This is a genomic window from Pseudomonas sp. 8(2025), assembly GCF_052665325.1.
Genome location: NZ_JBQOIE010000028.1, coordinates 1 through 24,006, shown reverse-complemented (window position 1 = coordinate 24,006; position 24,006 = coordinate 1). Strand labels below are relative to the sequence as shown.

At 63.7% G+C, this 24,006-nt stretch carries 16 protein-coding genes; 2 read left to right on the top strand and 14 right to left on the bottom strand.

Translation table 11 applies throughout. The annotated features are described in order from the left end of the window. Positions 1 to 234: 234 nt before the first annotated feature. On the top strand, positions 235 to 924 hold the full coding sequence (locus ACUXVH_RS30225; protein ID WP_015633685.1) for an NYN domain-containing protein: 690 nt from the start codon (positions 235 to 237) through the stop codon (positions 922 to 924). A 17-nt stretch (positions 925 to 941) separates the two neighbouring features. Here ACUXVH_RS30225 and ACUXVH_RS30220 read toward each other — a convergent pair whose 3' ends face one another. The 14 genes from ACUXVH_RS30220 to ACUXVH_RS30155 all read right to left on the bottom strand — a co-directional run bounded on the left by ACUXVH_RS30220 (position 942) and on the right by ACUXVH_RS30155 (position 19,365). Beyond that, positions 942 to 3,407 (bottom strand): TonB-dependent siderophore receptor, encoded by a 2,466-nt coding sequence (locus ACUXVH_RS30220; protein ID WP_053148377.1) that lies wholly within the window; start codon positions 3,405 to 3,407, stop codon positions 942 to 944. A 98-nt stretch (positions 3,408 to 3,505) separates the two neighbouring features. Beyond that, positions 3,506 to 4,459 (bottom strand): FecR domain-containing protein, encoded by a 954-nt coding sequence (locus ACUXVH_RS30215; protein ID WP_065363330.1) that lies wholly within the window; start codon positions 4,457 to 4,459, stop codon positions 3,506 to 3,508. Then, positions 4,456 to 4,965, bottom strand: coding sequence for a sigma-70 family RNA polymerase sigma factor (locus ACUXVH_RS30210; protein WP_011058526.1), 510 nt, complete (start codon positions 4,963 to 4,965; stop codon positions 4,456 to 4,458). The genes ACUXVH_RS30215 and ACUXVH_RS30210 overlap by 4 nt, the downstream gene beginning before the upstream one ends. 70 nt (positions 4,966 to 5,035) lie before the next feature. Then, positions 5,036 to 6,517 carry an efflux transporter outer membrane subunit gene (locus ACUXVH_RS30205; RefSeq protein ID WP_065363329.1) on the bottom strand — a complete coding sequence of 494 codons (1,482 nt, stop codon included), beginning with the start codon at positions 6,515 to 6,517 and terminating at the stop codon, positions 5,036 to 5,038. Beyond that, entirely contained in the window at positions 6,514 to 7,584 is a 1,071-nt protein-coding gene (locus ACUXVH_RS30200; protein WP_011058524.1) for an HlyD family secretion protein, read from the bottom strand. Before ACUXVH_RS30200 ends, ACUXVH_RS30205 begins: the two co-directional genes overlap by 4 nt. Positions 7,585 to 7,598: 14 nt before the next feature. After that, positions 7,599 to 9,143, bottom strand: a complete 1,545-nt coding sequence (locus tag ACUXVH_RS30195; protein ID WP_011058523.1) for an MFS transporter — start codon at positions 9,141 to 9,143, stop codon at positions 7,599 to 7,601. Between the two features lie 176 nt (positions 9,144 to 9,319). After that, a complete protein-coding gene (locus tag ACUXVH_RS30190) occupies positions 9,320 to 10,246 on the bottom strand; it encodes a LysR family transcriptional regulator (protein ID WP_011058522.1) in 927 nt (308 codons plus the stop codon). Positions 10,247 to 10,461: 215 nt separating this feature from the next. Further along, the gene (locus ACUXVH_RS30185; RefSeq protein WP_011058521.1) at positions 10,462 to 11,328 is read right to left on the bottom strand and encodes an ABC transporter permease; all 867 of its coding nucleotides are present in this window, start codon (positions 11,326 to 11,328) and stop codon (positions 10,462 to 10,464) included. 33 nt (positions 11,329 to 11,361) lie between these two features. After that, positions 11,362 to 12,222, bottom strand: a complete 861-nt coding sequence (locus tag ACUXVH_RS30180) for an ABC transporter ATP-binding protein (RefSeq protein ID WP_011058520.1) — start codon at positions 12,220 to 12,222, stop codon at positions 11,362 to 11,364. Between the two features lie 5 nt (positions 12,223 to 12,227). Continuing rightward, positions 12,228 to 13,265: an ABC transporter substrate-binding protein gene (locus ACUXVH_RS30175; protein ID WP_015633677.1), complete on the bottom strand. Its 1,038-nt coding sequence runs from the start codon at positions 13,263 to 13,265 to the stop codon at positions 12,228 to 12,230. A gap of 27 nt (positions 13,266 to 13,292) precedes the next feature. Continuing rightward, positions 13,293 to 14,180 carry a TauD/TfdA dioxygenase family protein gene (locus tag ACUXVH_RS30170; RefSeq protein ID WP_011058518.1) on the bottom strand — a complete coding sequence of 296 codons (888 nt, stop codon included), beginning with the start codon at positions 14,178 to 14,180 and terminating at the stop codon, positions 13,293 to 13,295. Positions 14,181 to 14,463: 283 nt separating this feature from the next. Beyond that, the gene (locus ACUXVH_RS30165) at positions 14,464 to 15,831 is read right to left on the bottom strand and encodes an HlyD family type I secretion periplasmic adaptor subunit (RefSeq protein WP_011058517.1); all 1,368 of its coding nucleotides are present in this window, start codon (positions 15,829 to 15,831) and stop codon (positions 14,464 to 14,466) included. Continuing rightward, positions 15,821 to 17,974: a type I secretion system permease/ATPase gene (locus ACUXVH_RS30160; RefSeq protein ID WP_065363328.1), complete on the bottom strand. Its 2,154-nt coding sequence runs from the start codon at positions 17,972 to 17,974 to the stop codon at positions 15,821 to 15,823. Before ACUXVH_RS30160 ends, ACUXVH_RS30165 begins: the two co-directional genes overlap by 11 nt. Before the next feature lie 38 nt (positions 17,975 to 18,012). After that, entirely contained in the window at positions 18,013 to 19,365 is a 1,353-nt protein-coding gene (locus ACUXVH_RS30155) for a TolC family outer membrane protein (protein ID WP_011058515.1), read from the bottom strand. Positions 19,366 to 19,726: 361 nt separating this feature from the next. On the opposite strand from ACUXVH_RS30155, the gene ACUXVH_RS30150 reads away from it, so the two are divergent. Continuing rightward, on the top strand, positions 19,727 to 24,006 hold a 4,280-nt coding region (locus ACUXVH_RS30150), incomplete at its 3' end, for a retention module-containing protein (protein WP_445496680.1).

The following is a 24,006-nucleotide window of genomic DNA, read 5'->3' as shown; positions in this document are numbered from 1 at the left end:
GCCCATCAGTGCCCTTGATCCTCGAAGCCTGCTGAGGCAAAACGGTTCCCGCGGAGTTGATATGCCAAGCAGCCATTGGTGATACCTCTCTCGTCGGACAAGGATTGACCTCGACGAATACAGGCACTAGGCTCGACCTCACAACTCAACCCCGTACGCAGAGATTAAGTTCGCTGGCCGTTGGGGTGAAAAAACCGGCCCAGGCCGGTTTTTTCGTTTCCAGGGAATGGAATAGTGCGCACGGCCTTCTTTGTCGATGGCTACAACCTGTTCTACGGGTTGCTGGCCGACACCCCATTCAAGTGGCTCGACCTGCCCGGGTTGCTGACCCATATCGTGCAGATCGAGAACCCCGCCAGCCGACTGGCCTCGGTGGACTACTTCACTTCTTCAGTCAAACCCCGGCTGGCCACCCGTGGCCGGGCCTCCAAGGAAGCACAAGACACCTACCTGCGCGCCTTGAAGGCGTCCCAGGTCAATGTGCACCTGGGGCGCCATCAGCTTGAACCGGCCAAAGCCCCACGCTTCATCAATAAAGCCGTAGGGGCTTCACGCCAGGACACGGTGGACATCTGGAAACTTGAGGAAAAGGAAACCGACGTCCATCTGGCGATCAGCATGTACCGCCTCGCAGCCAGGCAAGCCCTGCATCCTCCAGATGAACGCATCGAGCAACTGGTGCTGGTCTCGGGAGACACCGATATGGCACCAGCGCTGCGGGCCATTCGCGAAGACTTCCCGGACTTGACCCTTGGCGTGATCCTGCCTCACCGCCCGCAGTATCAGCGCCCGCAACCCGGCTCACTGAAAGCCCAGGCCCACTGGATGCGCCGGGTCGTCAGCGCAGAGGAACTGTGCAAGCACCAGTTCCCCGAACGAGTGGCGACCCGCAAGGCGCCCGCGATCAAGCCGGACTACTGGTGAGCCCAACTGCTGCGGCCTTACCAGTCATAAGTCAGGCTCGAGACCATGGTCCGGCCTTCGCCGTAGTAGCAGTCCCAGATGCTGGTGCATTTGGCGACGTAGGTCTTGTCGGTGAGGTTCTTCACGTTCAGCGCCAGCTTCACGCCCTTGAGCTGCAACGGCGACTTTTCAAGGTCGTAGGTCAGGCCGGCGTCGTACACGGTGTAGGAAGGGATCTGGAAGGCGCCGTCGTAGTCGGTGCCGTAGCTGCCCTTGACGTAACGGGCGCCGACGCCCGCTCCCAGGCCTGCCAGGGGGGTGTCGCCCAGGATGGTGTAGTTGAGCCACAACGCAGCAGTCAGGGGTGGCATGCCCGCCGGATGGCGACCCTCGCGGCCATCGTTGTCCTTGGTGTACTTGATGTCGTTGCGCGATGCCGAGGCAATCACGTCCAGCGATTCGCTGAGGCTGGCCTTGGCTTCAAGCTCGATACCTCGGGAGCGCACCGCGCCGCTCTGGATACTGAACCCGGGGTTGGCCAGGTCGGTGGTCAGAATGTTCTCCTGGTCCAGCTGATAGGCCGATACCTGGACGAAGCTCTCCTGGCCCGGAGGCTGGAATTTCACCCCCACTTCGTACTGCTTGCCGGTGGAAGGTTCGAACGCGCTGCGCTGGAAGCTGGTGCCGCTCAACGGCAGGAAGGATTCCGAGTAGCTGACAAAGGGCGCCAGCCCGTTGTCGAACAGGTACACCAGCCCCCCGCGCCCGGTGAAGGACTGGTTCTTGACGTTGGTATGGGCCCCACCCAGCGGCGCCTTGTTGTCGGTTTCCGCCCAATCGTTGCGACCGCCCAGCACCAGCACCCACTTCTCGTACTTGATCTGGTCCTGCACGTAGAGGCCGGTCTGGATGATGGTGTTGTCCCACTGGTAAGCGTTGCCGAAATTCAGCGACTGGCCGTAAGTAGGGGTGAACATGTCGAGAATCGGCGGGTTGTAGTCGTACTTGCCGTGGTATTTCGAATTGAAGTGGTAGTAATCCAGCCCCACCAACACCGTGTGGTTGAACGGCCCGGTGTCGAATTCGGCCTGGGCGATGTTATCCACGCCGAAGACCTTGTTGTGCTGCTTCCAGTCGACCCCGTAGCGGGTCATGTAGCGCTGGTCGTCGAGCCCGGTCTTGGGGTTGGTGACGAACTTGTAGCCGTGCAGCGGCGCACGGTAACGGTCGTCGACGTCGGCGTAGCGGGCATTCTGCTTCAGGGTCCAGACATCGTTCAGGCGATGGGAGAACTCGTAGCCCACGACGAACTGGTCACGGTCGTAGGCATTGACCCCGGGCTCGCCGAGAAACAGGTCGCGGTCGATCTTGCCGTTGGGGTTGGCGAACACCGTGCCCACGCTGGGCAGGCCCTGGGCCTCGGGCACGTCGTTGTCCTTCTGGAACTGGGCAAACACCGTCAGTTGGGTGTCGTCATCCGGCCGCCAGGTCAGGCTCGGGGCGATGAACTGACGCTGGCGCTGCACGTAATCGATGGCGTCCTGGCTGTCGCTGGCCAGGCCGGTCAGGCGATAGAGGAACTGCCCCTGCTCATCCAGCGGGCCGCCCAGGTCCAGGGCGATGCTCTTGTGGTCGTAGCTGCCGGCTTCCACTTTCAGCTGATGCACGGGGGTCTCGGTGGGCCGCTTGCTGACCATGTTGACGATCCCGCCCGGCTGGTTCTGCCCGTAGAGCACCGAGGCCGGGCCCTTGAGCACTTCGATGCGCTCCAGGGAATAGGGCTCGATCTGCAGGGCACCCCCGGTACTGCCACCGCCATAGGGCAAGTGCAGGCCGTCGAGGTACAGCGGAGTCGGTGAAAAACCACGGGAGGTGGGTTCGTCGAAAATCTTCACCCGGTCGGAAAAGCCGCCGCCGGTCATGCCCGGGGTATAGAGCAGCGCCTCGGTCACGCTCTGGGCACCACGGGCGCTGATTTCCTTGGCGCCGATCACGTTGATGGTCTGCGGAATCTCCACCAACGCCGAATCGGTCTTGCTGCCGGTGGCGCTGCGCTTGGCTACGATCCCCGGCACCGCGCCCCAGGCATTTTCATCCACTTGGGTGGCGCCGATGCGGGTTGGCCCCAGCTCCAGGGCAGCGCCCTGGGCCACTGGCTGCAGCCCCCAGCTGGCGCCACTCTGGGTGGCTTGCAGGCCGGTCCCCGCGAGGAGCTGGTGCAGCCCTTGCGCCACTTCGTAGCGGCCTTGCAGGCCCTGGCTGTGCTTGCCGGCCGTCATGCTCGCATCCACCGACAGGAGAATCCCCGCCGCACTGGCAAAGCGGTTCAGCACCTGGTCGAGGTTGCCGGGGGCGATCTGGTAGTCGCGGGCCTGGCTCTGGCTGCCCGGCTCGGCCTGGACAATGCCTGGCAGCACGGGTGCCACCGCCAGCAGCGCAACAAAGGCTCGGCGGCGCGCGGTAGCGCCCAGGGTCAAAATGGATGCAGCGGTCTGGTAAGGCATTCCTGAACTCCCCATGAGAATGCGTCTTGATCGGCTTTCATGGGGTATCCCGAACGGCGCGCCGGAATCGACAACCGCCTGACAAAATATTTTTGCATTCAGCCTCGCGGCTTGAGGGTTACCCAGTAGCGGGTCACCGCATGGGCCCGTACCGGTAGCGAGCGCTCCAGGGCTGCGAGCACCGCATCGCTGTCGGCCAGGGGAAAGACCCCGGTCAGCAGCAAGCCCGCCACCTGCTCATCGCAGCGCAGCACCCCTGGCCGATACCGTGACAGCTCAGCGACGAACTGCCCCAGGGGCTGGCGTTCGGCAATCAACCGGCCCTCGCTCCAACTGCTGGCATTGACCTGGGCCACTTGCCGGGCCGACACCCGGCCGGCGTCGAACCACAGGCGTTCGCCGGCATTCAGTTGCAGGGCCTGTGCATGGCGGGGGCTGATCCGCAGGGCCCCTTCGTAAAGATCGACCCGGGTGCCGCCGTCCAACTCGCGCACGGCGAAACGTGTGCCCAGGGCCTGGATATCGCCGGCGGGGGTTTCCACGATCAGCGGCCGCGACGGGTCATGCCCGCTGGTCAGCAGGATCTCGCCCTGGATCAGGCGGATGCGCCGTTCGCTGGCGCTGAACAGCAGGTCGACGGCGCTGGCGCTGTTGAGGTCCAGGCGGCTGCCGTCGCTCAGGGTCAGGTGGCGTATTTCCCCGGTGGCGCTGCGCTGCGCGGCGAAGGCCGCTCGCCAGGGCTGGCTGTCCTGCACCAGGTAGCCGCTGCCACCGGCCACCAGCAGCAAGCCGAGCAGCTTCAGTGCGGCGCGGCGCTGCTGGTCCGGCGCCTTGGCCAACAGCACATGAGTGCTGTGTTCCGGCACGCCTTGCAGGGTCTGCTGCAGTTGCTGCAGGCGTTGCCAGGCTCGCTGGTGCTCGGGATCGGCCTGCTGCCAGGCGTCGAAGGCGCTGCGCTGCTGCGCGCTCAATTCGCCGCCCCAATGCAGCATCAGCCACTCGCTGGCCTGCTCGACAACGCTGGGGGCAATGGGTGCTTGATGAGGTTTCATTCTGCGTAGAGCACCTGGTAACAGGCCTGGATCGCACGGGTCATGTACTTCTGCACCGAGCTGACGGAAACCTCCAGGCGCTCGGCAATCTGCGCATAGCCCAGCCCCTCGAACTGCGACATGACAAAGGCCTGGCGCACTTTGTCCGGCATGCGGTCGAGCATGGCGTCGATCTGCATCAGGGTTTCGAGAATCAGCGCGCGGCTTTCCAGGGAGGGGGTCTGCGGCTCCGGCAAGTGGGCGATGCTTTCCAGGTAGGCGCGCTCAATGCGCGCGCGCCGCCATTGGTCGACCACCAGGTTGCGGGCGATCTGCGCCAGGTAGCTACGGCTTTCCTGCTGCCCAGGAAAACGCCCCGAGAGCAAGAGGCGCAAGAAGGTGTCCTGCGCCACGTCCGCGGCATGCTCGCGATCGCCCAGGCGCTTGCGCAACCAGCCCTGCAACCAGCCGTGATGATCCTGATACAGACGATGGAGTTGAGCGTTGCCGTCAGTAGTGGCTTGCATGAATGAAACTGCGCACATGATTGAGAGCAATTATCATTACACTTTTTTCTCAATCCAGGCAAAACGCTTTTCAACCTGGCTGGCTGGCAGCCTGCAATGGATAGACCGACTGCCAACCACCCCCCAGCGCCTTGTACAGACCAACCATGGCCAGGGACACTCCGGCCGAGCTTTCCACCAACTGCTCCTGGGTTGCCAGCAAGGCCCCCTGCACCGTCAGCACGTTGACGAAATCCACCACCCCTTCGATGTACTGCTGCTGTGCCGTGCGCAGGGCGATCTGGTTCTGCCGCACCGCTTCGGCCAGGCTGTCGCGGCGCAACTGGCTGGCGTTGTAGCGGGTCAGTTGGTCGTCGATTTCGTGCCAGGCCCGCAGCACCGTCTGCTGGTAGGCCAGGGCTGCTTCCTGCTGCTGGGCCTCGCGCAACTGGAGCATGCCCCGCAGGCGGCCGCCATCGAACAGCGGCAGGCTGAACTGCGGGCCGATGCCGAACTGCCGCGAACTCCAGGAACCGAAGTCCGCCAGTTGCAGGGCCTGGGAGCCGAAGTTGCCGGACAGGGTAATGCGCGGATAGAAATCGCCCTTGGCCACACCGATGCTGGCCGTGGCTGCATGCAGGCGCGCCTCGGCCTGGCGGATATCCGGACGCCGCTCGGCCAGTTGCGAAGGCAGGCCGATAGCCACCTGGGGTGGCGGTTGCGGCACTGGCGCATCGCTGGCCAGTTCCTGGTGCAAGGCCTGGGGTGGCTCCCCCAGCAGCAGGCTCAGGGCATTGATCAGCTGCGCCTGGCGCTGTTGCAGCTCCGGCAGTTGCGCCTCGATGGTGGCGACCTGGGCGGCGGCTTCGGCCACGTCCAGGTCGGTGGCCACGCCGTCGGCCAGGCGCAGTTGCGAGAGTTTCAGGCTGTGCCGGGCGACCTCGAGGTTCTGCTCGGTGACCGCCCGGGTGCTCTGCACGCCGCGCAGTTGGATGTAGTCCTGGGCGGTTTCCGCCAGCACCGACAGCAGCACCCCGCGCCGGTCGTTCTCCGCCACTTCCAGGGTCGCGTCGGCGGCCTCGGTTTCGCGCCGCACCCGGCCCCAGAAATCCAGCTCCCAGGAGGCGGAGAAGCCCGCTTCCCAGAGATTGAAGGCCGATTTTCCGTTGTTCCCCGAAGGGTCGTTCAGGCCCTCGGCACTGTTGCGCTTGCGCCCGTAGCCGCCATTGGCCGAGGTGCTCGGATAGCGTTCGGCAGTAATGACCTGGCGCGCCGCCCGGCTCTGCTGCAAACGGCTGGTGGCCAGTTGCAGGTCGAGGTTATCGCTCAGGACGCGACGGCTCAGGGCCGACAGTTGCGGGTCGTTGAACACCTCCCACCAGCGCTCCTGCATGGCATTGTCCACCGCCTGGCTGGCAGCGGCCTGGGCCGGGGCGGACCAGGCCTGGACCTGGGTCGCCTGGGGCCTCTGGAAATCCGGGCCGACAGTGCATGCGGCCAGGGGTAGGAGGCTCAGCGCCAGCAGAGTGCGGAGCCCGTGGGAGCGTCTGTGACGGCTGCGTTCGCGGCTCATCGCTGGGTCACCTCGCGGGCGCTGGTGGCAGAGCTGTGGGTGTCCACGCTGGCTTCCACCGACATGCCCACCCGCAACCGCTCGGCCAACGGCTGGTTGGGTTCCAGAAGGATCTTCACCGGAATGCGCTGCACCACCTTGGTGAAGTTGCCGGTGGCGTTATCCGGCTTCACCGCGGCGAAGGTCACACCGGTGGCCGGGGCCAGGCTTTCCACCCGACCATGCAGGGTCTCGCCGCCCAGGCTGTCGACCCGCACCTCCACCACCTGCCCGGCATGCATGGCGGTGAGCTGGGTTTCCTGGAAGTTGGCCAGTACATAGGCCTGCTGCAGCGGCACCACGGCAAGGATCTTGCTGCCCGGGGTGACATAGGCACCGACCCGCACCGCGCGCTCGCCGACCATGCCGTCCACCGGCGCCACGATGCGCGTGTAGGACAACTCGTAGCTGGCCATTTCCAGGGCCGCCTGGGCACGTTTCAAGCCGCCTTCGGCGGCGTCGCGCTGAGCGGTGAGGATCTCCACCTGCTTGCGCTCCGCCGCCAGGGCTGCGGTGGCGGTGGCCAGCCGGGCGCTGGCCTGGTCGATGCGGGTCCGGGCCTGCTGGGCGTTCTGCACCGTGCCGGCGCCGACCCCGGCCAGGTGGTTGTAGCGGTTCAGTTCATGCTCGGCAAAGGCTCGCTCGGCCTGGGCCGCGCTCAAGGCAGCCTGGGCCTGGGCGATCACCGAACTCTGCCGGTCCAGGGTCGCCCGGGCGTTCTGCAACTGCGCCTTGGCCACCAGGGTCTCGGCATCCGCCGCCTGGGCCGCGGCGCGCAGGTCACGGTCGTCGATCAGCGCCAGCAGTTGCCCGGCCTTGACCTGCTGGTTGTCCTCCACCAGCACTTCCTTGATGAACCCCGCCACGCGCGGGGCTACCAGGGTGTAGTCGGCGGCGATGAAGGCGTCGTTGGTGGTCTGCTCGCCGGCGCGGCCGAACAGCCCCGGCAGCGCCAGGTAGGCCAGCACGCCAAGGGCCGCCACTGCCGCTACCGCAATGGCGATTTTGTGTTTGTTCTGGGTCGTCATGACAAAGGTCTCGTTCAAGTCGGCGCCCGCGGTGGGTAGATCCGCGTCGGCAGCCAGAAAATCAGCAGGATCAGCACAGCGGCCAGCCCTGCCATGCAGTAGTAGAGGTCGGCGGAGGTCAGCACCACGGCCTGCTGGTGCAGGCGCCGGGCCAGGCCGGCGACGCCGTCGTCCACCAGAGGCGAGTTGCCCAGGCTGTCCACCAGCATGGTCGAATGAAAATGCAGGCGGCGGGTGGTCAGCACATCCAGCACACCGGTGGCAATCACCGCCGCCAGGCCTTTCACGGTGTTGAACCACGCCGAGGCAAAAGGCCCTTCCATCGGGGTGATACTGCCGGTGGAAAGCATCAGCAATGGCAGCACTGCCATGGGCTGGCCGAAGATCTGCAGCAGTTGCAGCACATAGAAGTCGTCACGGATCCAGGCCGAGGTCAGGTGCGTACCGCCCAGACAGGACAGCACCAGCATGCCCAGGCCGATCCCCAGCACCCAGCGGCAATCGACCCAGCGCAGGTTGCACAGTGCTGCCACCAGGGGCAGCGCAAGCAGTTGCGGCAGGGCCATCACCAGCATCACCGGCGCGGTCTGCAACGGCCGGTAGCCCTGGACCTGAGCCAGATAGGCGGACGGGATGATGATCACCGCCGTCAGTACCACCAGCACCCCGGCCAGGGTCAGCAGGGCGAAGGACAGGTTGCGGATGCCGAGCATCTGCAGCTTGAAGAAGGGTATCGGCTGCGACCATTCGTTGATCATGAACAGCACCAGCAGCACCAGGCCGCCGGCCAGCAGCACACAGATCAGCGGCGACTCGAACCAGTCCAGGCGGTTGCCCTGGAGGATACCGATCACCAGCATGCAGATCGCCGGAAAGCCCAGCAGCAGGCCGCGCCAGTTGAACTGCTTGAAACGCTCCAGGCGCAGCGGGTCCTGGGGCAGGCCGTAAGCCACCGCCGCCATCGCCAGCAGGCAAGGCAGCACCACCTGCCAGAACGCCCATTGCCAGCCCACGTACTCGGTCCAGAGTGCCGCCAGGGGCGTGCCCAGGCTAGGACCGAAGGTGGCGGTCAGGGCATAGCCGGCCAGGCCGTAGAGCTTGACGTTGGCCGGCAGGAACCGCAGGGCCACGGTCATCAGCATCGGTGGCAGCGCGCCGCCGGCCAGGCCTTGCAGGGTGCGCAACAGCAACAGGCTTTCGTAGTTCGGGGCGAAGGGGCACAGCACCCCCAGCAGGGTGAACAGGCCAATGGCACACAGGGTGAAGCGCCGCAGGGAAAAGGTCACCGAACACCAGGGCGCGAAGGCCATGGCCGCCACCGAGGTGGCGGTGTAGCAGGCCACCAGCCAGGTGCCTTCGTCGTAGCCGATGAACAGCGCACCACGAATGTCCGCCAGGGCGATCTTGGTCACCATCTCGTTGAGGCCCGAGACCAGCACCGCCAGCAGCACGCCCACCAGGCCGATGATGATCCGCGGCCCGAACACCGGCGGTGCAATGGCTGCCGGCTTGCTGGCGGCTTCAACCGAAGCAGGCGCAGCGACAGCGAGGGAACTCATGGAAATACTGCTCCAGACAAGAAAACCAGAGCAGTTTATGAACAGCCGATGCTGACGAAAACTGACTTATCGACAGTTTATAAGTGCGTCAGACGCAATGATTCACCCTGTTGACCGTAGGAGCTGGCTTGCCAGCGAAGGGGCCCTCAAGACCGCTTGCGCCGGCAAGCCGGCTCCTACGAGGAGGTCGGCTGGGCTTCTTGCCAAGTGGCCTGGCAGGAGGTGCGCAGGGTTTCGCGAAACCACTTGTGCGCCGGGTCCTTGTCGTAGCGCGGATGCCAGGCCTGGGTCAGGACCAGGGTCGGCAGGGAAATCGGCAGCACGAACGAACGCAAGCGCAGGCCCAGGCGCGAGACGCTGAGCAGGGTTTCCTGGGGCACCGGCAAAATCAGGTCCGAATCCGGCAGCATGAACATGGCGGCGTGGAAGCTCGGGGCAATCAGCGGCACCCGGCGCTCCAGGCCCTGCTCGGCCAGGGCCGCATCGATAGGTCCACGGGCTATGCCCCGGCGAGACATGCTGATGTGGGGAAACGCGGCAAAACGCTCGGCGGTGATGTCTTCGTCCAACAGCGGGTGGCCTTCGCGCACCAGGCCGACAAAGGCGGTGGTGAACAGGTTCTGCACCTTGACTTCCGGGGTCAGGGGCCGGGTGTTGCTAATCCGCAGGTCGATCCTTCCCTCCCGCAGGGCCTCGTCATCGCCATCGCCTTCGGGCACGAAGCGCAGCTCGCACAAGGGCGCCTGACGCTCCAGGGTATCGATGAGGCGACCGCCATACACACCGACGAAAAAATCGTTGGCGCGCACGTTGAAGCGCCGCTGCAGGGAACCCAGGTCGACCTTGTCCGCCGAGCGGAACACCAGCGCCGCCTGCTCCACTACATCGCGCACCTGGCTGCGCAGTTCCAGGGCCTTGGGGGTGGGCACCAGGCCGCGTCCGGCACGTACAAGCACCGGGTCGCCGAGGGCGTCGCGGATCCGCGTCAGGGTCCGGCTCATGGCCGCCGGGCTGAGGTTCATGCGCCGCGCCGCGCCCACCACGCTGCCCTCGTCGAGCAGGGCGTCGAGGGCCACCAGAAGGTTCATGTCCGGAAGTTGCATGCTGAGCACTCGTGACTGGTCAGGGATGATCCAGGCGCAATGCTAGCAGGCTTGGCGCCGAGGAAAATGAGGGAGATCAATCCTTACCCGTGAACCCACTAGCCGCGTAGGAGCCGGCTTGCCGGCGAATGAGCCCTCGAACCTTGCATAGCCCTTGAGGACGCTTTCGCTGGCAGGCCAGCTCCTACGGTCGGGGGGCTGGCGGACGAGGTAGCTCAGCGCTGCATGCCCCAGCGTTTTACCGTGATCCGCTCCAGGGTGTCGAAGATCAGGTTTTCCACCAGCAGGCCGATGAGGATCACCACTGCCAGCCCGGCAAACACCTTGTCGGTGTACAACTCATTGCGGTTCTGGAAGATGTACCAGCCCAGGCCACCCTTGCCGCTGGTGGCGCCGAACACCAGCTCGGCAGCGATCAGGGTGCGCCAGGCGAAAGCCCAGCCGATCTTCAACCCGGCGAGAATCGACGGCAGCGCCGCCGGGATCAGGATGAACAGCACCAGGCGCAGGCCCTTGAGGCCGTAGTTGCGCCCGGCCATGCGCAGGGTTTCGGAAACCCCGAGAAACCCGGCATAGGTGTTCAAGGCCAAAGCCCAGAGCACCGAATGCACCAGCACGAAGATCAGGCTGTTCTGCCCCAGGCCGAACCACAGCAGCGCCAGGGGCAGCAGGGCAATGGCCGGCAGCGGATTGAACATCGAGGTCAGGGTGCTCAGCAGGTCACGGCCAAGCCGGGTCGAGACCGCCAGGGTGGTCAAGGCAAACGCCAGGACGATGCCGATCAGGTAGCCCTTGAGCAGCACCACCAGGGAAATGCCCACCTTGCCCAGCAATTCGCCGCTGAGCAGGCCCTGGTAAAGAGCGCTGGCAGTTTGCAGAAAACTCGGTAGCAGCAGGTCGTTGTTCTGGTAACGGGCCACGGCTTCCCAGAGCAGCGCCAGCAGGACCAGGATCAGGCTCTTGCGCAACCAGCCTTGTTGCCAGAGGCGCTGCCCTAGGGGCAGCTCGCGCTCCAGGGGCACTTGCAGCAAGGGCTGCAGGACAACTTCGTATTCCTCGCGCGCAGGGGATGAGTGGCTCATCGGGCATTCCTCGTTCAACGGTGGCCTGACGGCTCAATAAGCGATACGGATATCGGCGAAATCCAGCTCGGTTTCAGTTTCCGGCGATTGGCCTTCATCGAACAGCAAGCGGTGGATGCGCCGCGCGGTCTGCTGAAAAGCCACGCCACCGAGGCTCTGCAGGTCGTACTGGTGGCTGTGGACTTCCGCCCGCACGCGCCCCGGATGAGGCGACAACAGGAGGATGCGATTGCCCACCACCAGCGCTTCCTCGATGGAGTGAGTGACGAACAGCAAGGTGAAGCGCACCTCCTCCCAGAGCCGCAGCAACTCCTCCTGCATCTTGCGCCGGGTCAGGGCGTCGAGGGCGGCGAAAGGTTCGTCCATCAGCAGGATCTTCGGCTGCATGGCCAGGGCGCGAGCGATCGCCACCCGGGCCTTCATGCCACCGGACAGGGTATGCGGATAGGCATCGGCGAAAGCCGCCAGGCCGACTTTCTCCAGGTATTCCAGGGCGCGCTCTTCGGCCTCGCGGCGGCCGAGGGTCTTCGACGCCAGCAGGGGAAACATCACGTTCTGCTTCACGGTTTTCCAGGGGGGCAACTGGTCGAACTCCTGGAACACCACGATACGATCCGGCCCGGGCTGGCTGACGCGCTGGCCTTGCAGGCGAATCTCGCCCTCACAGGGCTGGATGAACCCGGCCACGGCCTTGAGCAGGGTCGACTTGCCGCAGCCTGAAGGCCCCAGCAGGACAAAGCGGTCGGCCGGATCAACCTCGAAACTCACCTGGTGGGTGGCCCGCACCACCCGCTGCGGGGTGCGGTATTCCAGGCTGACTTGTTCCACCGCCAACAGCGCCTGGGCGATGGCAGCGCGATTGCTGGCCGTGTGGCCTGGCAAGAGGGCATTCATGGCGATCAGCTCCCCTGCAACGGTTTGGCATCCTGGAAGAAGTAGTCCTTCCACGACTCGGGCTTGTTCTTGATCGCACCGACCCGGTAGAGGAATTCCGCCAGTGGGTAGGTGTTTTTCGGTGTCACGCTGAACTCGAACTGCGGGTTGTCGATGATCTTCAGCAAAGCGGCGCGGTCGATCTTGGCCTTGGTCACGCGCAGGTAGGTATCGGCGGCTGCGCCCTTGTCGTGCTGGGCGAACTCGGCCGCTTCGGCCAGCGCTTCGACGAAGGCCTTGTAGGTCTTGGGGTTGTCGTTGCGGAATTTCTCGGTGGCGAACAGCACCGTCGGTGAGTTGGGCCCCAGCAGGTCGTAGGTATTGAGCACCACGTGCACATTGGGGTTCTCCAGGGCCTGGTCCTGGAATGGCGGGTTGGAGAAGTGCCCGGTCAGCTCGGTGCCGCCGGCAATCAGCGCGGCGGTGGCGTCCGGGTGGGGAACGGCGATGGTGTACTTGTCCAGGCGATTGAATTCCTTGTCGCCCCATTGCTTGGCGGCGGCGTATTGCAGGAAGCGCGACTGCACCGAGACCCCCACCGCCGGTACCGCAATGCGGTCCTTTTCGGTGAAGTCGGCGATGGTCTTGACCTTGGGATTGTTGCTCACCAGGTAGTAGGGAAAGTTACCCAGAGAGGCTACGGCCTTGACGTTTTGCCGGCCGTGGGTGCGATCCCAGATGGTCAGCAGCGGCCCGACGCCGGCCCCGGCAATGTCGATGGAGCCCGACAGCAGCGCGTCGTTGACCGCCGCGCCGCCGGACAGCTGGGTCCAGTCGACCTTGATGTCGATGCCCTGCTCCTTGCCGTGCTTTTCGATCAGGTTCTGGTCGCGCACCACATTGAGCAGCAGGTAGACGATACCGAACTGTTCAGCGATGCGGATCTCGCCTTCGGCCTGGGCCGGCGCAGGCGCAACCAGGCTGCCGGCCAGCAGGCTGAAACCCAGGCCGATGGCCGTGGCCAGTCTGCCGAGGCGGGGAATGAAGGGAATGGATAAGGACATGCTGGTTCTCCTGCCGTGCCTGGCTGATCAGTAAGGGGCGTCGCCCTGGATGGTGGTGCGATACAGCTTGCGGCGCAGATGGCTCGGGCAACCGGCGGCCAGGTGGATCAGCGAGCGGTTGTCCCAGAACACCAGGTCGTGGGGCTGCCATTGATGGCGGTAGATGTTGTCCGGCAGCACGCTGTGGGCATACAGCTCGGCCAGCAACTGGGCGCTTTCGTCTTCCGGCAGGCCAACGATGCGGGTGGTGAAGCCCTCGCTGACGAACAACGCCTTGCGGCCGTTTTCCGGGTGAGTGCGCACGACTGGGTGCACCACCTCGGCGACCTGGGCCAGTTGCTCCGGGGTCAGGGTCGGGCGCCAGTTGCCCTCGAACTTGGTCTCGCTGTAGCGCGCCGTATAGGAGTGGGCGGCGCTGCGCCCCTCGACCGCCTTGCGCAGCGCCTCGGGCAAGTTGTCCCAGGCCTGGTGCATGTTGGCGAACAGGGTGTCGCCCCCTTCGGCTGGCAGTTCCTGGGCGTGCAGCATCGAGCCCAGGCTCGGCAGTTCCTTGTAGGAGAGGTCCGAGTGCCAGAACTTGCCGGCGTCCCCCAGGCCGATGGACTGGCCGTTCTCGATGATGTTGGAAACGATGAGGATTTCCGGGTGTCCGGCCAGCAGGAACTGCTTGAGCACATGAATCTGCAACACACCGAAGCGACGGCTGAAGGCAATCTGCTGTTCGGGGCTGATGCGCTGGTCGCGGAACACCACTACGTGATGGTCCAGGTGGGCGCGGTGGATGCGGGCGAAGTCCTGGTCGTTGACTGGCCGGGACAGGTCGAGGCCGACGATCTCGGCGCCTACAGCCCCATTCAAGGGCCGGATTTCGAAAGCTTGTGCGGCAATGGAGGCGGCACTGGCTGATGCAGACATGACTGAAACTCCCGCGCAGGCGCGCCCAGGGCGCGCGCGTCGATCAGAAACTCACGGAGATCCCGTGTGGGTTCATTTCGTGCGGCGCGCCGATTGGTCGGCAGGTACGCAGGGAGTCAACTTTATAGATATAAGAAAACGAATTTAAATACCGTTAGTGAATAACGATATGTTGATTCAACCGATGGACCGCTTGGGGACGGCACGCCGACGAAGGCGCTCTCAAGGCCCCTTCGCTGGCAAGCCAGCTCCTACAAGGCTGGCAGGTGGTTTCTTACATGGATCAGCGTTCGTGCAGGGCTTCGGCGCGGGCGCGGATGATCGGCTTGAGCAGGTAGCTGAGGATGCTTTTCTTGCCGGTGATGATGTCCACCGAGGCCACCATCCCGGGGATGATCAGCAGCGGCTTTTCATCGGTGCCCAAGTGGCTGCGGTCGGTGCGCAGCTTGATCATGTAGTAGGTGGTCTTCTTGTCTTCATCGGTGATGGTATCGGCGCCGATCTGTTCCAGGCGGGCCTTGAGGCCACCGTAGATGGTGTAGTCATAGGCGCTGAACTTGACCACCGCTTCCTGCCCCGGGTGCAGGAAGGCGATGTCCTGAGGACGGATCTTGGCTTCCACCAGCAGGGTGTCGTCCAGGGGGACGATTTCCACCATGTCGCTGCCCGGCTGGATCACCCCGCCGATGGTGTTGACCATCAGCTGCTTGACGATACCGCGTACCGGCGAGGTCACCAGGGTGCGGCTGACCCGGTCTTCCAGGGCCTTGCCGGTGGCGCTGGCCTTGTTCAGTTCGGTGCGCGCTTCGTTGAGCTGGGTCAGGGCCTCGCTGCGGAACTTGCCGCGGGTTTCATCGATCTTGCGCTGCACTTCCTTGATCGCCGATTCGGCGCGAGGGATCGCCAGGGTGGTGGCGTCCAGCTGGCCACGGGTTTCCACCTCGGCACGCTTGAGCCGCAGCACTTCCACCGGCGACACCGCGCCCTGGGCCACCAGCGGCTCGGACATGGCGATTTCCTGGCGCTGCAGGCCCAGTTGCTGGCGGTATTGCGCCTGCTTGGAGGTGAACTCGCGCAGTTCCTGCTGCTTCTGGATCAGCTGTTCCTGGAGGCCACCGATCTCGTCATGCAGTTGCTGGCGACGGCTCTGGTACAGGGATTTCTCACTGGCCGCCTGGCCCGGCGCTTCCTTGACCGCCTCAGCGGGGAAATTCAGCTCGCGTTCATCCACCTCGGCGCTCAGGCGCTCGACCCGCAGCAGCATGGACAGGCGCACGGTCTCGGTCTCGCCGACGTTGGACTGGAAGCGCGTGTCGTCGAGGCGAATCAGCGGCGCGCCGGCCTCGACTATCTGGCCTTCCTTGACGTACAGCTCGGAGACGATGCCGCCTTCCAGGTTCTGGATCTTCTGCAGCTTGGAGGAAGGAATCGCCTTGCCCTCGCCCTTGGTTACCTCGTCGATCACCGCGAAGTTGGCCCACAGCACCAGGAACAGGAAGAACGCGATGATGCCCCAGATGGTCAGGCGGATAACCCGCGGCGCATCTTCGATCAGTGCCTTGTTGACCTCGGGCAGCGGCTGCCCCTGGAGCGAATCGGTGCCTTTGAAATAGCGACGGATCGAGTCCTTGAATCCCGACTTAAGCAACACTGATCTGCCCCTTCTTCAACGCTTCCATCACCACCGCTTTCGGGCCATCGGCCAGGATTTGTCCACGGTCCACCACCAACAGCCGGTCCACCAGCGACAGCAACGACGCCCGGTGGGTGACCAGTACCACGGTCTTGCTCTGCACCACCGCCTCCAGGCGCTGTTTCAAGCGCTCTTCGCCGGTGTTGTCCATGGCGCTGGTGGGCTCGTCGAGCAGCAGGATCTGTGGGTTGAGCAACAGCGCGCGAGCCAGGGCGACGTTCTGCCGCTGGCCACCGGAAAGGTTCTGCCCGCGCTCGCCCACCTGCAATTCATAGCCCTGCGGGTGCAGCCTGGCGAACTCATGGACCCCCGCCAGTTCCGCGGCCTGCAGCACCAGTTCGTCCTCGACGTAGCGGGCACCGGAGGTCAGGTTGTCACGCAGGGTCCCGGCCAGCAGCTGGATGTCCTGGGGCACGTAGCCGATGTTGTGACGCAGTTCGCTGACGTCGATCTGGCGGATGTCCACACCGTCTACCAGCAGGGCCCCGGAATCCGGCTGGTAGAGCCCCACCAGCAGCTTGGCCAGGGAGCTCTTGCCGGAGCCGCTGCGGCCGATGATGCCGACCTTTTCCCCCGGCTTGATCATCAGGTTGATGTTCTTCAGCGCCGGGTTCTGCTGCCCCGGGTAGGTAAAGCTCAGTTGCCGGCACTCGATGGCGCCCTGCAGCACGCTGCGGCTCAGGGGGCGCTCGTCGAAATTGCGCTCCTGGGGCAGCTCCATCATCTGGTCCACGGAGGTCATGGTGACCCGCGCCTGCTGGTAGCGGGTCAGCAGCCCGGACAGCGAAGCCAGGGGGCTCAGGGCCCGACCGCTGAGCATGTAGCAGGCGATCAGGCCGCCCATGCTGAGGTTGCCGTCGATGATCTGGTACACGCCGAAGATGATCATGATCACCCCGGCCAGTTGCTGGATCAGCAAGGTGATGTTCATCGCCAGGCTGGACAGCATCTTCACCCGCAGCTCAAGCCGGCTGAGGGTGCCGATGGTCTGCTCCCACTGGTACTGGCGCTCGCTCTCGGCGTTGTTGACCTTGACCGCGTCCAGCCCGGCCAGGGTCTCGATCAGGCTCGACTGGCGCTCGGCGCCCAGGGCCATGGTCTTTTCCATGGTCGCCACCAGCGGCTTCTGCAAGGCATAGCCGATGCACAGGGCAATCGGGAAGGCCAGCACCGGAATCCACACCAGATGCCCGCCAAGGATGGCGATCACCAGGAAGATCAGCAGGGTGAACGGCAGGTCGATCAGGCTGGTGAGGGTCAGGGATGCGAGAAAGTCCCGCAGGCTCTGAAACTCATGGATGTTCTGGGCGAAGCTGCCGACCCGTGCCGGGCGGTACTTCATGGCCATGCCGACGATGCGCTCGAACAGCGTGGCGGAAATGATCAGGTCGGTCTTCTTTCCCGCCAGGTCCAGACACAGGCTGCGCAGGCCCTTGAGGATCAGGTCGAAGATGTAGGCGCCGATGATGCCGATGGACAGCACCCACAGGGTCGAGGTGGCCTGGTTCGGCACCACCCGGTCATAGACGTTCATCACGAACAATGGCGCGGCCATGGCGATGATGTTGATCAGCAGGCTCGCGGCAATGGCGTCGGCATACAGCCAGCGCGAGCGCTTGAGGGTGTCGCGGAACCAGGAACGGGCGCGGGGGATCAGCGACCCGTGGTTGACGTCGAACTTGTGCTGGGGCTGGGCGAAGAACACCTGGCCGCTGTAATCGTCGGCCAGCAACTGGCGGTCGACACAGACTTCGCCGCCATCGCTTTCGCTGAGCAGCAGCCGCGCCTGGTCTTCACCCCGCCAGCCCAGCAGCACCGCGCTGCGACCGTCCTTGAGCAGCAACAGGGCGGGCATGGCGATGGCTGGAATCTGTTCGAGCTTGCGCCGCAGCACCCGGCCCTGCAGCCCGGCCCGGGCCGCGGCCCGAGGCAGCAGCTCGGCGCTCAGGCGCTGGGATGGCAAGGGCAGGCCGGTGGTCAGCATCGCCGCACTGGCGGGCTTCTGGTGCAGGAAGCAGAGGGTCAGCAAACCATCCAGAAGGGGATCGTCATGCATGCCGCGTGGATCATGACTGAGTTGCACACTGACTTCTGATTCCACGCTCGACACTCTTGACTGGCTGGTTGGATGAAATTAGCTCAATTCATCCCGGGCAGCTGGACCTTGGGCTTCACATCGCTTTGCACGACGGAGGCCATAGGTGCCACCACTCCCTGGCTTTTGAGCAACTCGCCCATGGTCGCCTTGATTCGATATTGAGTAAATAACTGAATGTTCTGGATCTCGGCCAGGCGCCGGGAGGCGGTGAACAACTCGTTTTCACTGTCGAGCAAGTCCAGCAGGGTACGTTCACCCAGGCTGAACTGCTTCTGGTAGGCGGTCCGCACGCTGGTGCTGTGATCCACATATTGCTGGGCGATCGGCACCTGGGCGTTGGCGTTGTTCAAGGCGTTCCAGGCCAGGCCCAGTTCCTCGTTCAGCACCCGCAGGGCGTTGTTGCGGATATCCAGCGCCTGGTTGGACTGGTAGGCCTTGGACTCCAGGTCGGCCTTGTTGCTGCCGCCGGCGAACAGGTTGAAGCGCATGCGCAGCATGGCCTGCCATTCATTGTTGTGGCCGTTCTGGCCGTCCAGGTCGTTGTCGGCAGTACGCCCCAGCTCCGCGTCGAAGCGCGGATAGAACGCCGACTTGGCGGCATCGTACTGCTTCTCGGCAGCGACGATATCGGACTCGGCGGAACGCAGGATCGGGCTGTTTTCCAGCATCTGGTGCCGGGCCTCGTCGAGGTTGGCCGGCAACAGCGCCATAAAACTGGCAGGGCGTTCCAGCTGGTCCGGCATTTCTCCGACGGCACTCAAGTAGTTGGTCTGGGCGTCGGCGAGGTTGGTCTGCTCGGTGATCAGGTTGTTGCGGGCCTGGGCCATCCGCGCTTCAGCCTGGTCAAGGTCGGCGCCGCTACCCACGCCACGCTGGGTGCGCAGTTTGATCTGGTCGTAGATACGCTCGTGATTGCGCAGGTTGTCTTCCGCCAGTTGCACGAATTGACGGCGGGTCAGCACATCCAGATAGACCTGGGCCACGGTCAGGGCCGTGCGCTCGGAGGTGCCCAGCAGGGAGTAGGCGCGGGAGTTGACGGTGGCTTGTTGACGCCCGACTTCGCTGGACGTGGCAAAACCGTCAAAAACCATCTGTTGCAGACGCAAACTTGACTCGCCGCGGTTCAAGGTTTCCCAGTGATTGCTGCCTGTACCCGCACGGGTCGTAGGGTTATCCGTCCCTTCACGACCATAGCCAGCTAACATGTCCACTCGTGGCAGATAGCCACCTTTGGCGGCTTTCAGCTGGTAGTCAGCAGCCAGACGGCTGTTCACGCCGGCTTGGATTTCCGGGTGCACATCCAGTGCTTTCTGCATGGCTTCAGGAAGGGTTTGAGCCTGCACAAAGCTGGCGGCTAAAGCAAAGGGCAGGGCCTTGAACAGATGAAAACGCATGGTAAGAATTTCCCTCGGACAGCGTGTCCAGAATCACGTCAGAACGTGGCACCACATCGATTTATTACAACCAAAACAACCGTCCGTCGGAAAGTTCAAACTAAGAACTGGTTCACATACTTCAAGTCAGGTTACCGCGTGAATATCAATGTGACATTAATTCGGCGATTGTTTAGGATGGCGTCCATAAGGTCAATAGTTTGGCATAAAGTTAATACCCAAAAAATATAGCCAAACTTTTGACGATAGATCTGTCAATTACCCGTTCCCAATTACACACCTAGTACGTCCTGACTGAGTTGCGGCCCGCGCCCAAGCCGGTACATGGAAGTCGACTGAGCGGTACACCGGAGAGTCCCCAATGAGCAGTGTTGTTGCCATCGTCAAAAGCATTGTCGGCCAAGTTTTCGTGGTTTCCCCGGAAGGGATCCGACGCGTACTCATTGAAGGGGACCGCCTGTTCGTGGGTGACCAGGTAGACACCGGCCCGGCCGGGGCCGTCACCCTGGAGTTGACCGACGGGCGTACTCTGGACCTGGGGCGTGACACCCAGTGGAGCGGTGCCGCACCGGACTCCAGCACGGACCTGGCACAGGCCACCGCTCAGGCCGCCCCTTCGGTGGCAGAACTGCAGCAGGCCATCGCCGCCGGCGCCGACCCGACCACCGACCTGGAAGCCACCGCCGCCGGCCCGACCGCCGCGGGGAATGGCGGGGCGGCCGGTGGTGGCCACAGTTTTGTGCAGTTGGAAGAGACTGCGGGCCGGGTCGACCCGACCATCGGTTTCCCCACCGCTGGCCTGGGGCTGGCCAATTCGACCCAGGACAACACCTTTGGCGGCCTGACCAACAATGGCGGCCTGGGCAATGGCAACGGCAATGGCAGCGGGAGTGACTCCCTGCGCCCGGCCACCCTGACCCTGGGCGCCACCCCAACCATTACCGAAGCCGGTGGCACCCTGGTGTACACCGCGACCCTGACCCAGGCGCCACTTACCGACCTGACTGTGACCCTGTCCAATGGCGCGGTCATCGTCATCAGCGCCGGCCAGACCACTGGCAGCGTGCAGGTGCCCCTGGCGCCCCAGGACAACGTCTATATCGACCCGGGCCAGATCAGCGTCAACGTGACCGGCACCACCGGCGGTGGCGGCCTGCTGGTAACGGTCAACCCGACCCCGGCGGTCACCCAGGTCACCGACACCATCGACACCACCACCGTCAGCCTGACCGCTGATGCCAGCGTTACCGAGGGCGGGCAGATCACCTACACCGCCACCCTCACCAACCCGGCACAGACTCCGGTGACCATCACCCTGTCCAACGGCTCGGTGATCACTATCGAAGCGGGCAAGTCCAGTGGCTCGATCGACGTCCCGGCGCCAGCCAATGACGTCTACAAGAACGGCGAGACCATCGAAGTCGGTATCACCAAGGCTGAAGGCGGCAACTTCGAGAACCTGCAACCCAGCCCAGACAAAGCGGTCACCACCGTGACCGACAGCATCGACGACACCGGCCTGAGCCTGTCGGCCACCGATACCGTGGCCGAAGGCGGCTCCATCGTCTACACCGCGACCCTGACCAACCCTGCGGGCACCCCGGTCACCGTGACCCTGAGCAACGGCGCGGTAATCACCATCGCTGCCGGTGCCACTTCCGGTACTGCCACCGTCGCCGCCCCTGCCGATGACGTCTATAAAGACGCCGGCAAGGTTGAGGTCACCATCACCAAAGCCGATGGCGGCAATTTCGAAAACCTGGTCACCGACCCGGCTCCGGCTGTGACCGACGTCACAGACACTATCGATACTTCGACCGTCAGCCTGACCGCAACACCAAGCGTGGCTGAGGGTGGCACCGTCGTTTACACCGCATCGGTGACCGCGCCAGTGACCGGTTCGCCAGTGGTCGTCACTCTGTCCAATGGCCAGACCATCACCATTCCAGTGGGCGAGTCGTCCGCCAGCGTCAACTTCACCGCACCCAACGATGCGTTGGCGGGCGGTAGCTCCCTGAGTACCACCATTACCAAGGCAGACGGCGGTAACTACGAGAAGCTGGAAATCAGCGACAAGCCTGCTGAAACTTCCGTCACCGATACCCCGGATACAACGACCCTGAGCGTGACCGCCACCGATACCGTGGCCGAGGGTGGCTCCATCGTCTACACCGCCACCCTGACCAATGCCGCTGGTACTCCAGTCACCGTGACCCTCTCCAACGGCGCGGTGATCACCATCGCAGCGGGTGCCACTACTGGCACCACCACCGTCGCGGCCCCGGCGGATGACGTCTACAAGGACGCCGGTAAAGTCGAAGTCACCATCACTAAAGCGGACGGTGGCAACTTCGAGAATCTGGAGACCAATCCAGCCCCGGCGGTGACTGATGTCACTGACACGATCGATACGTCGACTGTCAGTCTGACCGCAACTCCAAGCGTGGCTGAGGGTGGCATTGTTGTTTACACCGCGTCGGTCACTGCTCCGGTAACCGGCTCGCCAGTGGTGGTGACCCTGTCCAACGGTCAGACCATCACCATCCCGGTGGGTGAGTCGTCCGCCAGCGTCAACTTCACCGCGCCAAACGATGCCCTCGCTGGCGGCAGCTCCCTGAGCACCACCATCACTAAGGCCGACGGCGGCAACTACGAAAAACTGGAAGTCAGCGACAAGCCTGCCGAGACCTCGGTCACCGATACTCCTGACACCACCACTCTGAGCCTGAGCGCGACCGAGTCCGTGGCTGAAGGTGGTTCCATCGTTTACACCGCGACCCTGACCAATGCTGCGGGTACGCCTGTTACTGTCACACTCTCTAACGGCGCGGTGATCACCATCGCCGCTGGCGCTACCTCCGGTACTGCCACCGTTGCCGCTCCGGCTGACGACGTGTACAAAGACGCCGGTAAAGTCGAAGCCACCATTACCAAGGCCGAAGGCGGCAACTTCGAGAACCTCGAGACCAACCCGACTCCAGCCGTCACCGATGTTACCGATACCATCGATACGTCGACCGTCAGCCTGACCGCAACTCCAAGCGTGGCTGAGGGTGGCATTGTTGTTTACACCGCGTCGGTGACAGCACCAGTAACCGGCTCGCCGGTCGTAGTGACCCTGTCCAACGGTCAGACCATCACTATTCCAGTGGGCGAAAGCCAGGGCTCGGTGAACTTCACCGCACCAAACGATGCCCTCGCTGGCGGCAGTTCGCTGAGCACGACCATTACCAAAGCCGACGGCGGTAACTACGAGAAGCTGGAAATCAGCGACAAGCCGGCTGAAACCTCGGTAACTGACACACCAGACACCACCACTCTGAGCCTGAGCGCTACCGAGTCGGTGGCCGAAGGTGGTTCGATTGTCTACACCGCCACACTGACCAACGCCGCTGGCACTCCGGTCACCGTGACCTTGAGTAACGGTGCCGTGATCACTATTGCTGCCGGTGCCACTTCGGGCACGGCAACCGTGGCCGCACCTGCCGATGACGTTTATAAGGACGCGGGCAAGGTCGAAGCCACCATCACTAAAGCCGAAGGCGGTAACTTCGAGAATCTGGAGACCAACCCGACTCCAGCTGTCACCGACGTCACAGACACGATCGATACGTCGACGGTCAGTCTGACCGCCACTCCGAATGTGGCTGAAGGCGGCACCGTCGTTTACACCGCGTCGGTGACAGCACCAGTGACCGGCTCTCCAGTCGTGGTCACCCTGTCCAATGGCCAGACCATCACCATTCCGGTTGGCGAAAGCCAGGGCTCGGTGAACTTCACCGCGCCGAATGACGCCCTCGCTGGCGGCAGCTCCCTGAGCACCACCATCACCAAGGCGGATGGCGGTAACTACGAGAAGCTGGAAATCAGCGACAAGCCGGCTGAAACCTCGGTCACCGATACTCCTGACACTACAACTCTGAGCCTCTCGGCTACTGAGTCCGTGGCCGAAGGCGGCTCCATCGTCTACACCGCCACATTGACCAATGCAGCTGGCACTCCGGTCACTGTGACCCTGAGCAATGGCGCGGTAATCACCATCGCCGCCGGTGCCACTTCCGGTACTGCCACCGTCGCCGCTCCGGCTGACGATGTGTACAAAGACGCCGGTAAAGTCGAAGCCACCATTACCAAGGCCGAAGGCGGTAACTTCGAGAACCTGGAGACCAATCCAGCCCCGGCGGTGACTGATGTCACTGACACGATCGATACGTCGACTGTCAGTCTGACCGCAACTCCAAGCGTGGCTGAGGGTGGCATTGTTGTTTACACCGCGTCGGTGACCGCGCCAGTAACCGGCTCGCCGGTCGTGGTCACTCTGTCCAACGGACAGATCATCACCATTCCGGTGGGCGAGTCGTCCGCCAGCGTCAACTTCACCGCGCCAAACGACGCTCTGGCTGGGGGCAGTTCGCTCAGCACGACCATTACCAAAGCCGACGGTGGCAACTACGAAAAACTGGAAGTCAGCGACAAGCCCGCTGAAACCTCCGTCACCGATACCCCGGACACCACCACTCTGAGCCTGAGCGCTACCGAGTCCGTGGCCGAAGGCGGTTCGATTGTCTACACCGCGACCCTGACTAATGCAGCTGGCACCCCGGTCACCGTGACCTTGAGCAATGGCGCGGTAATCACCAT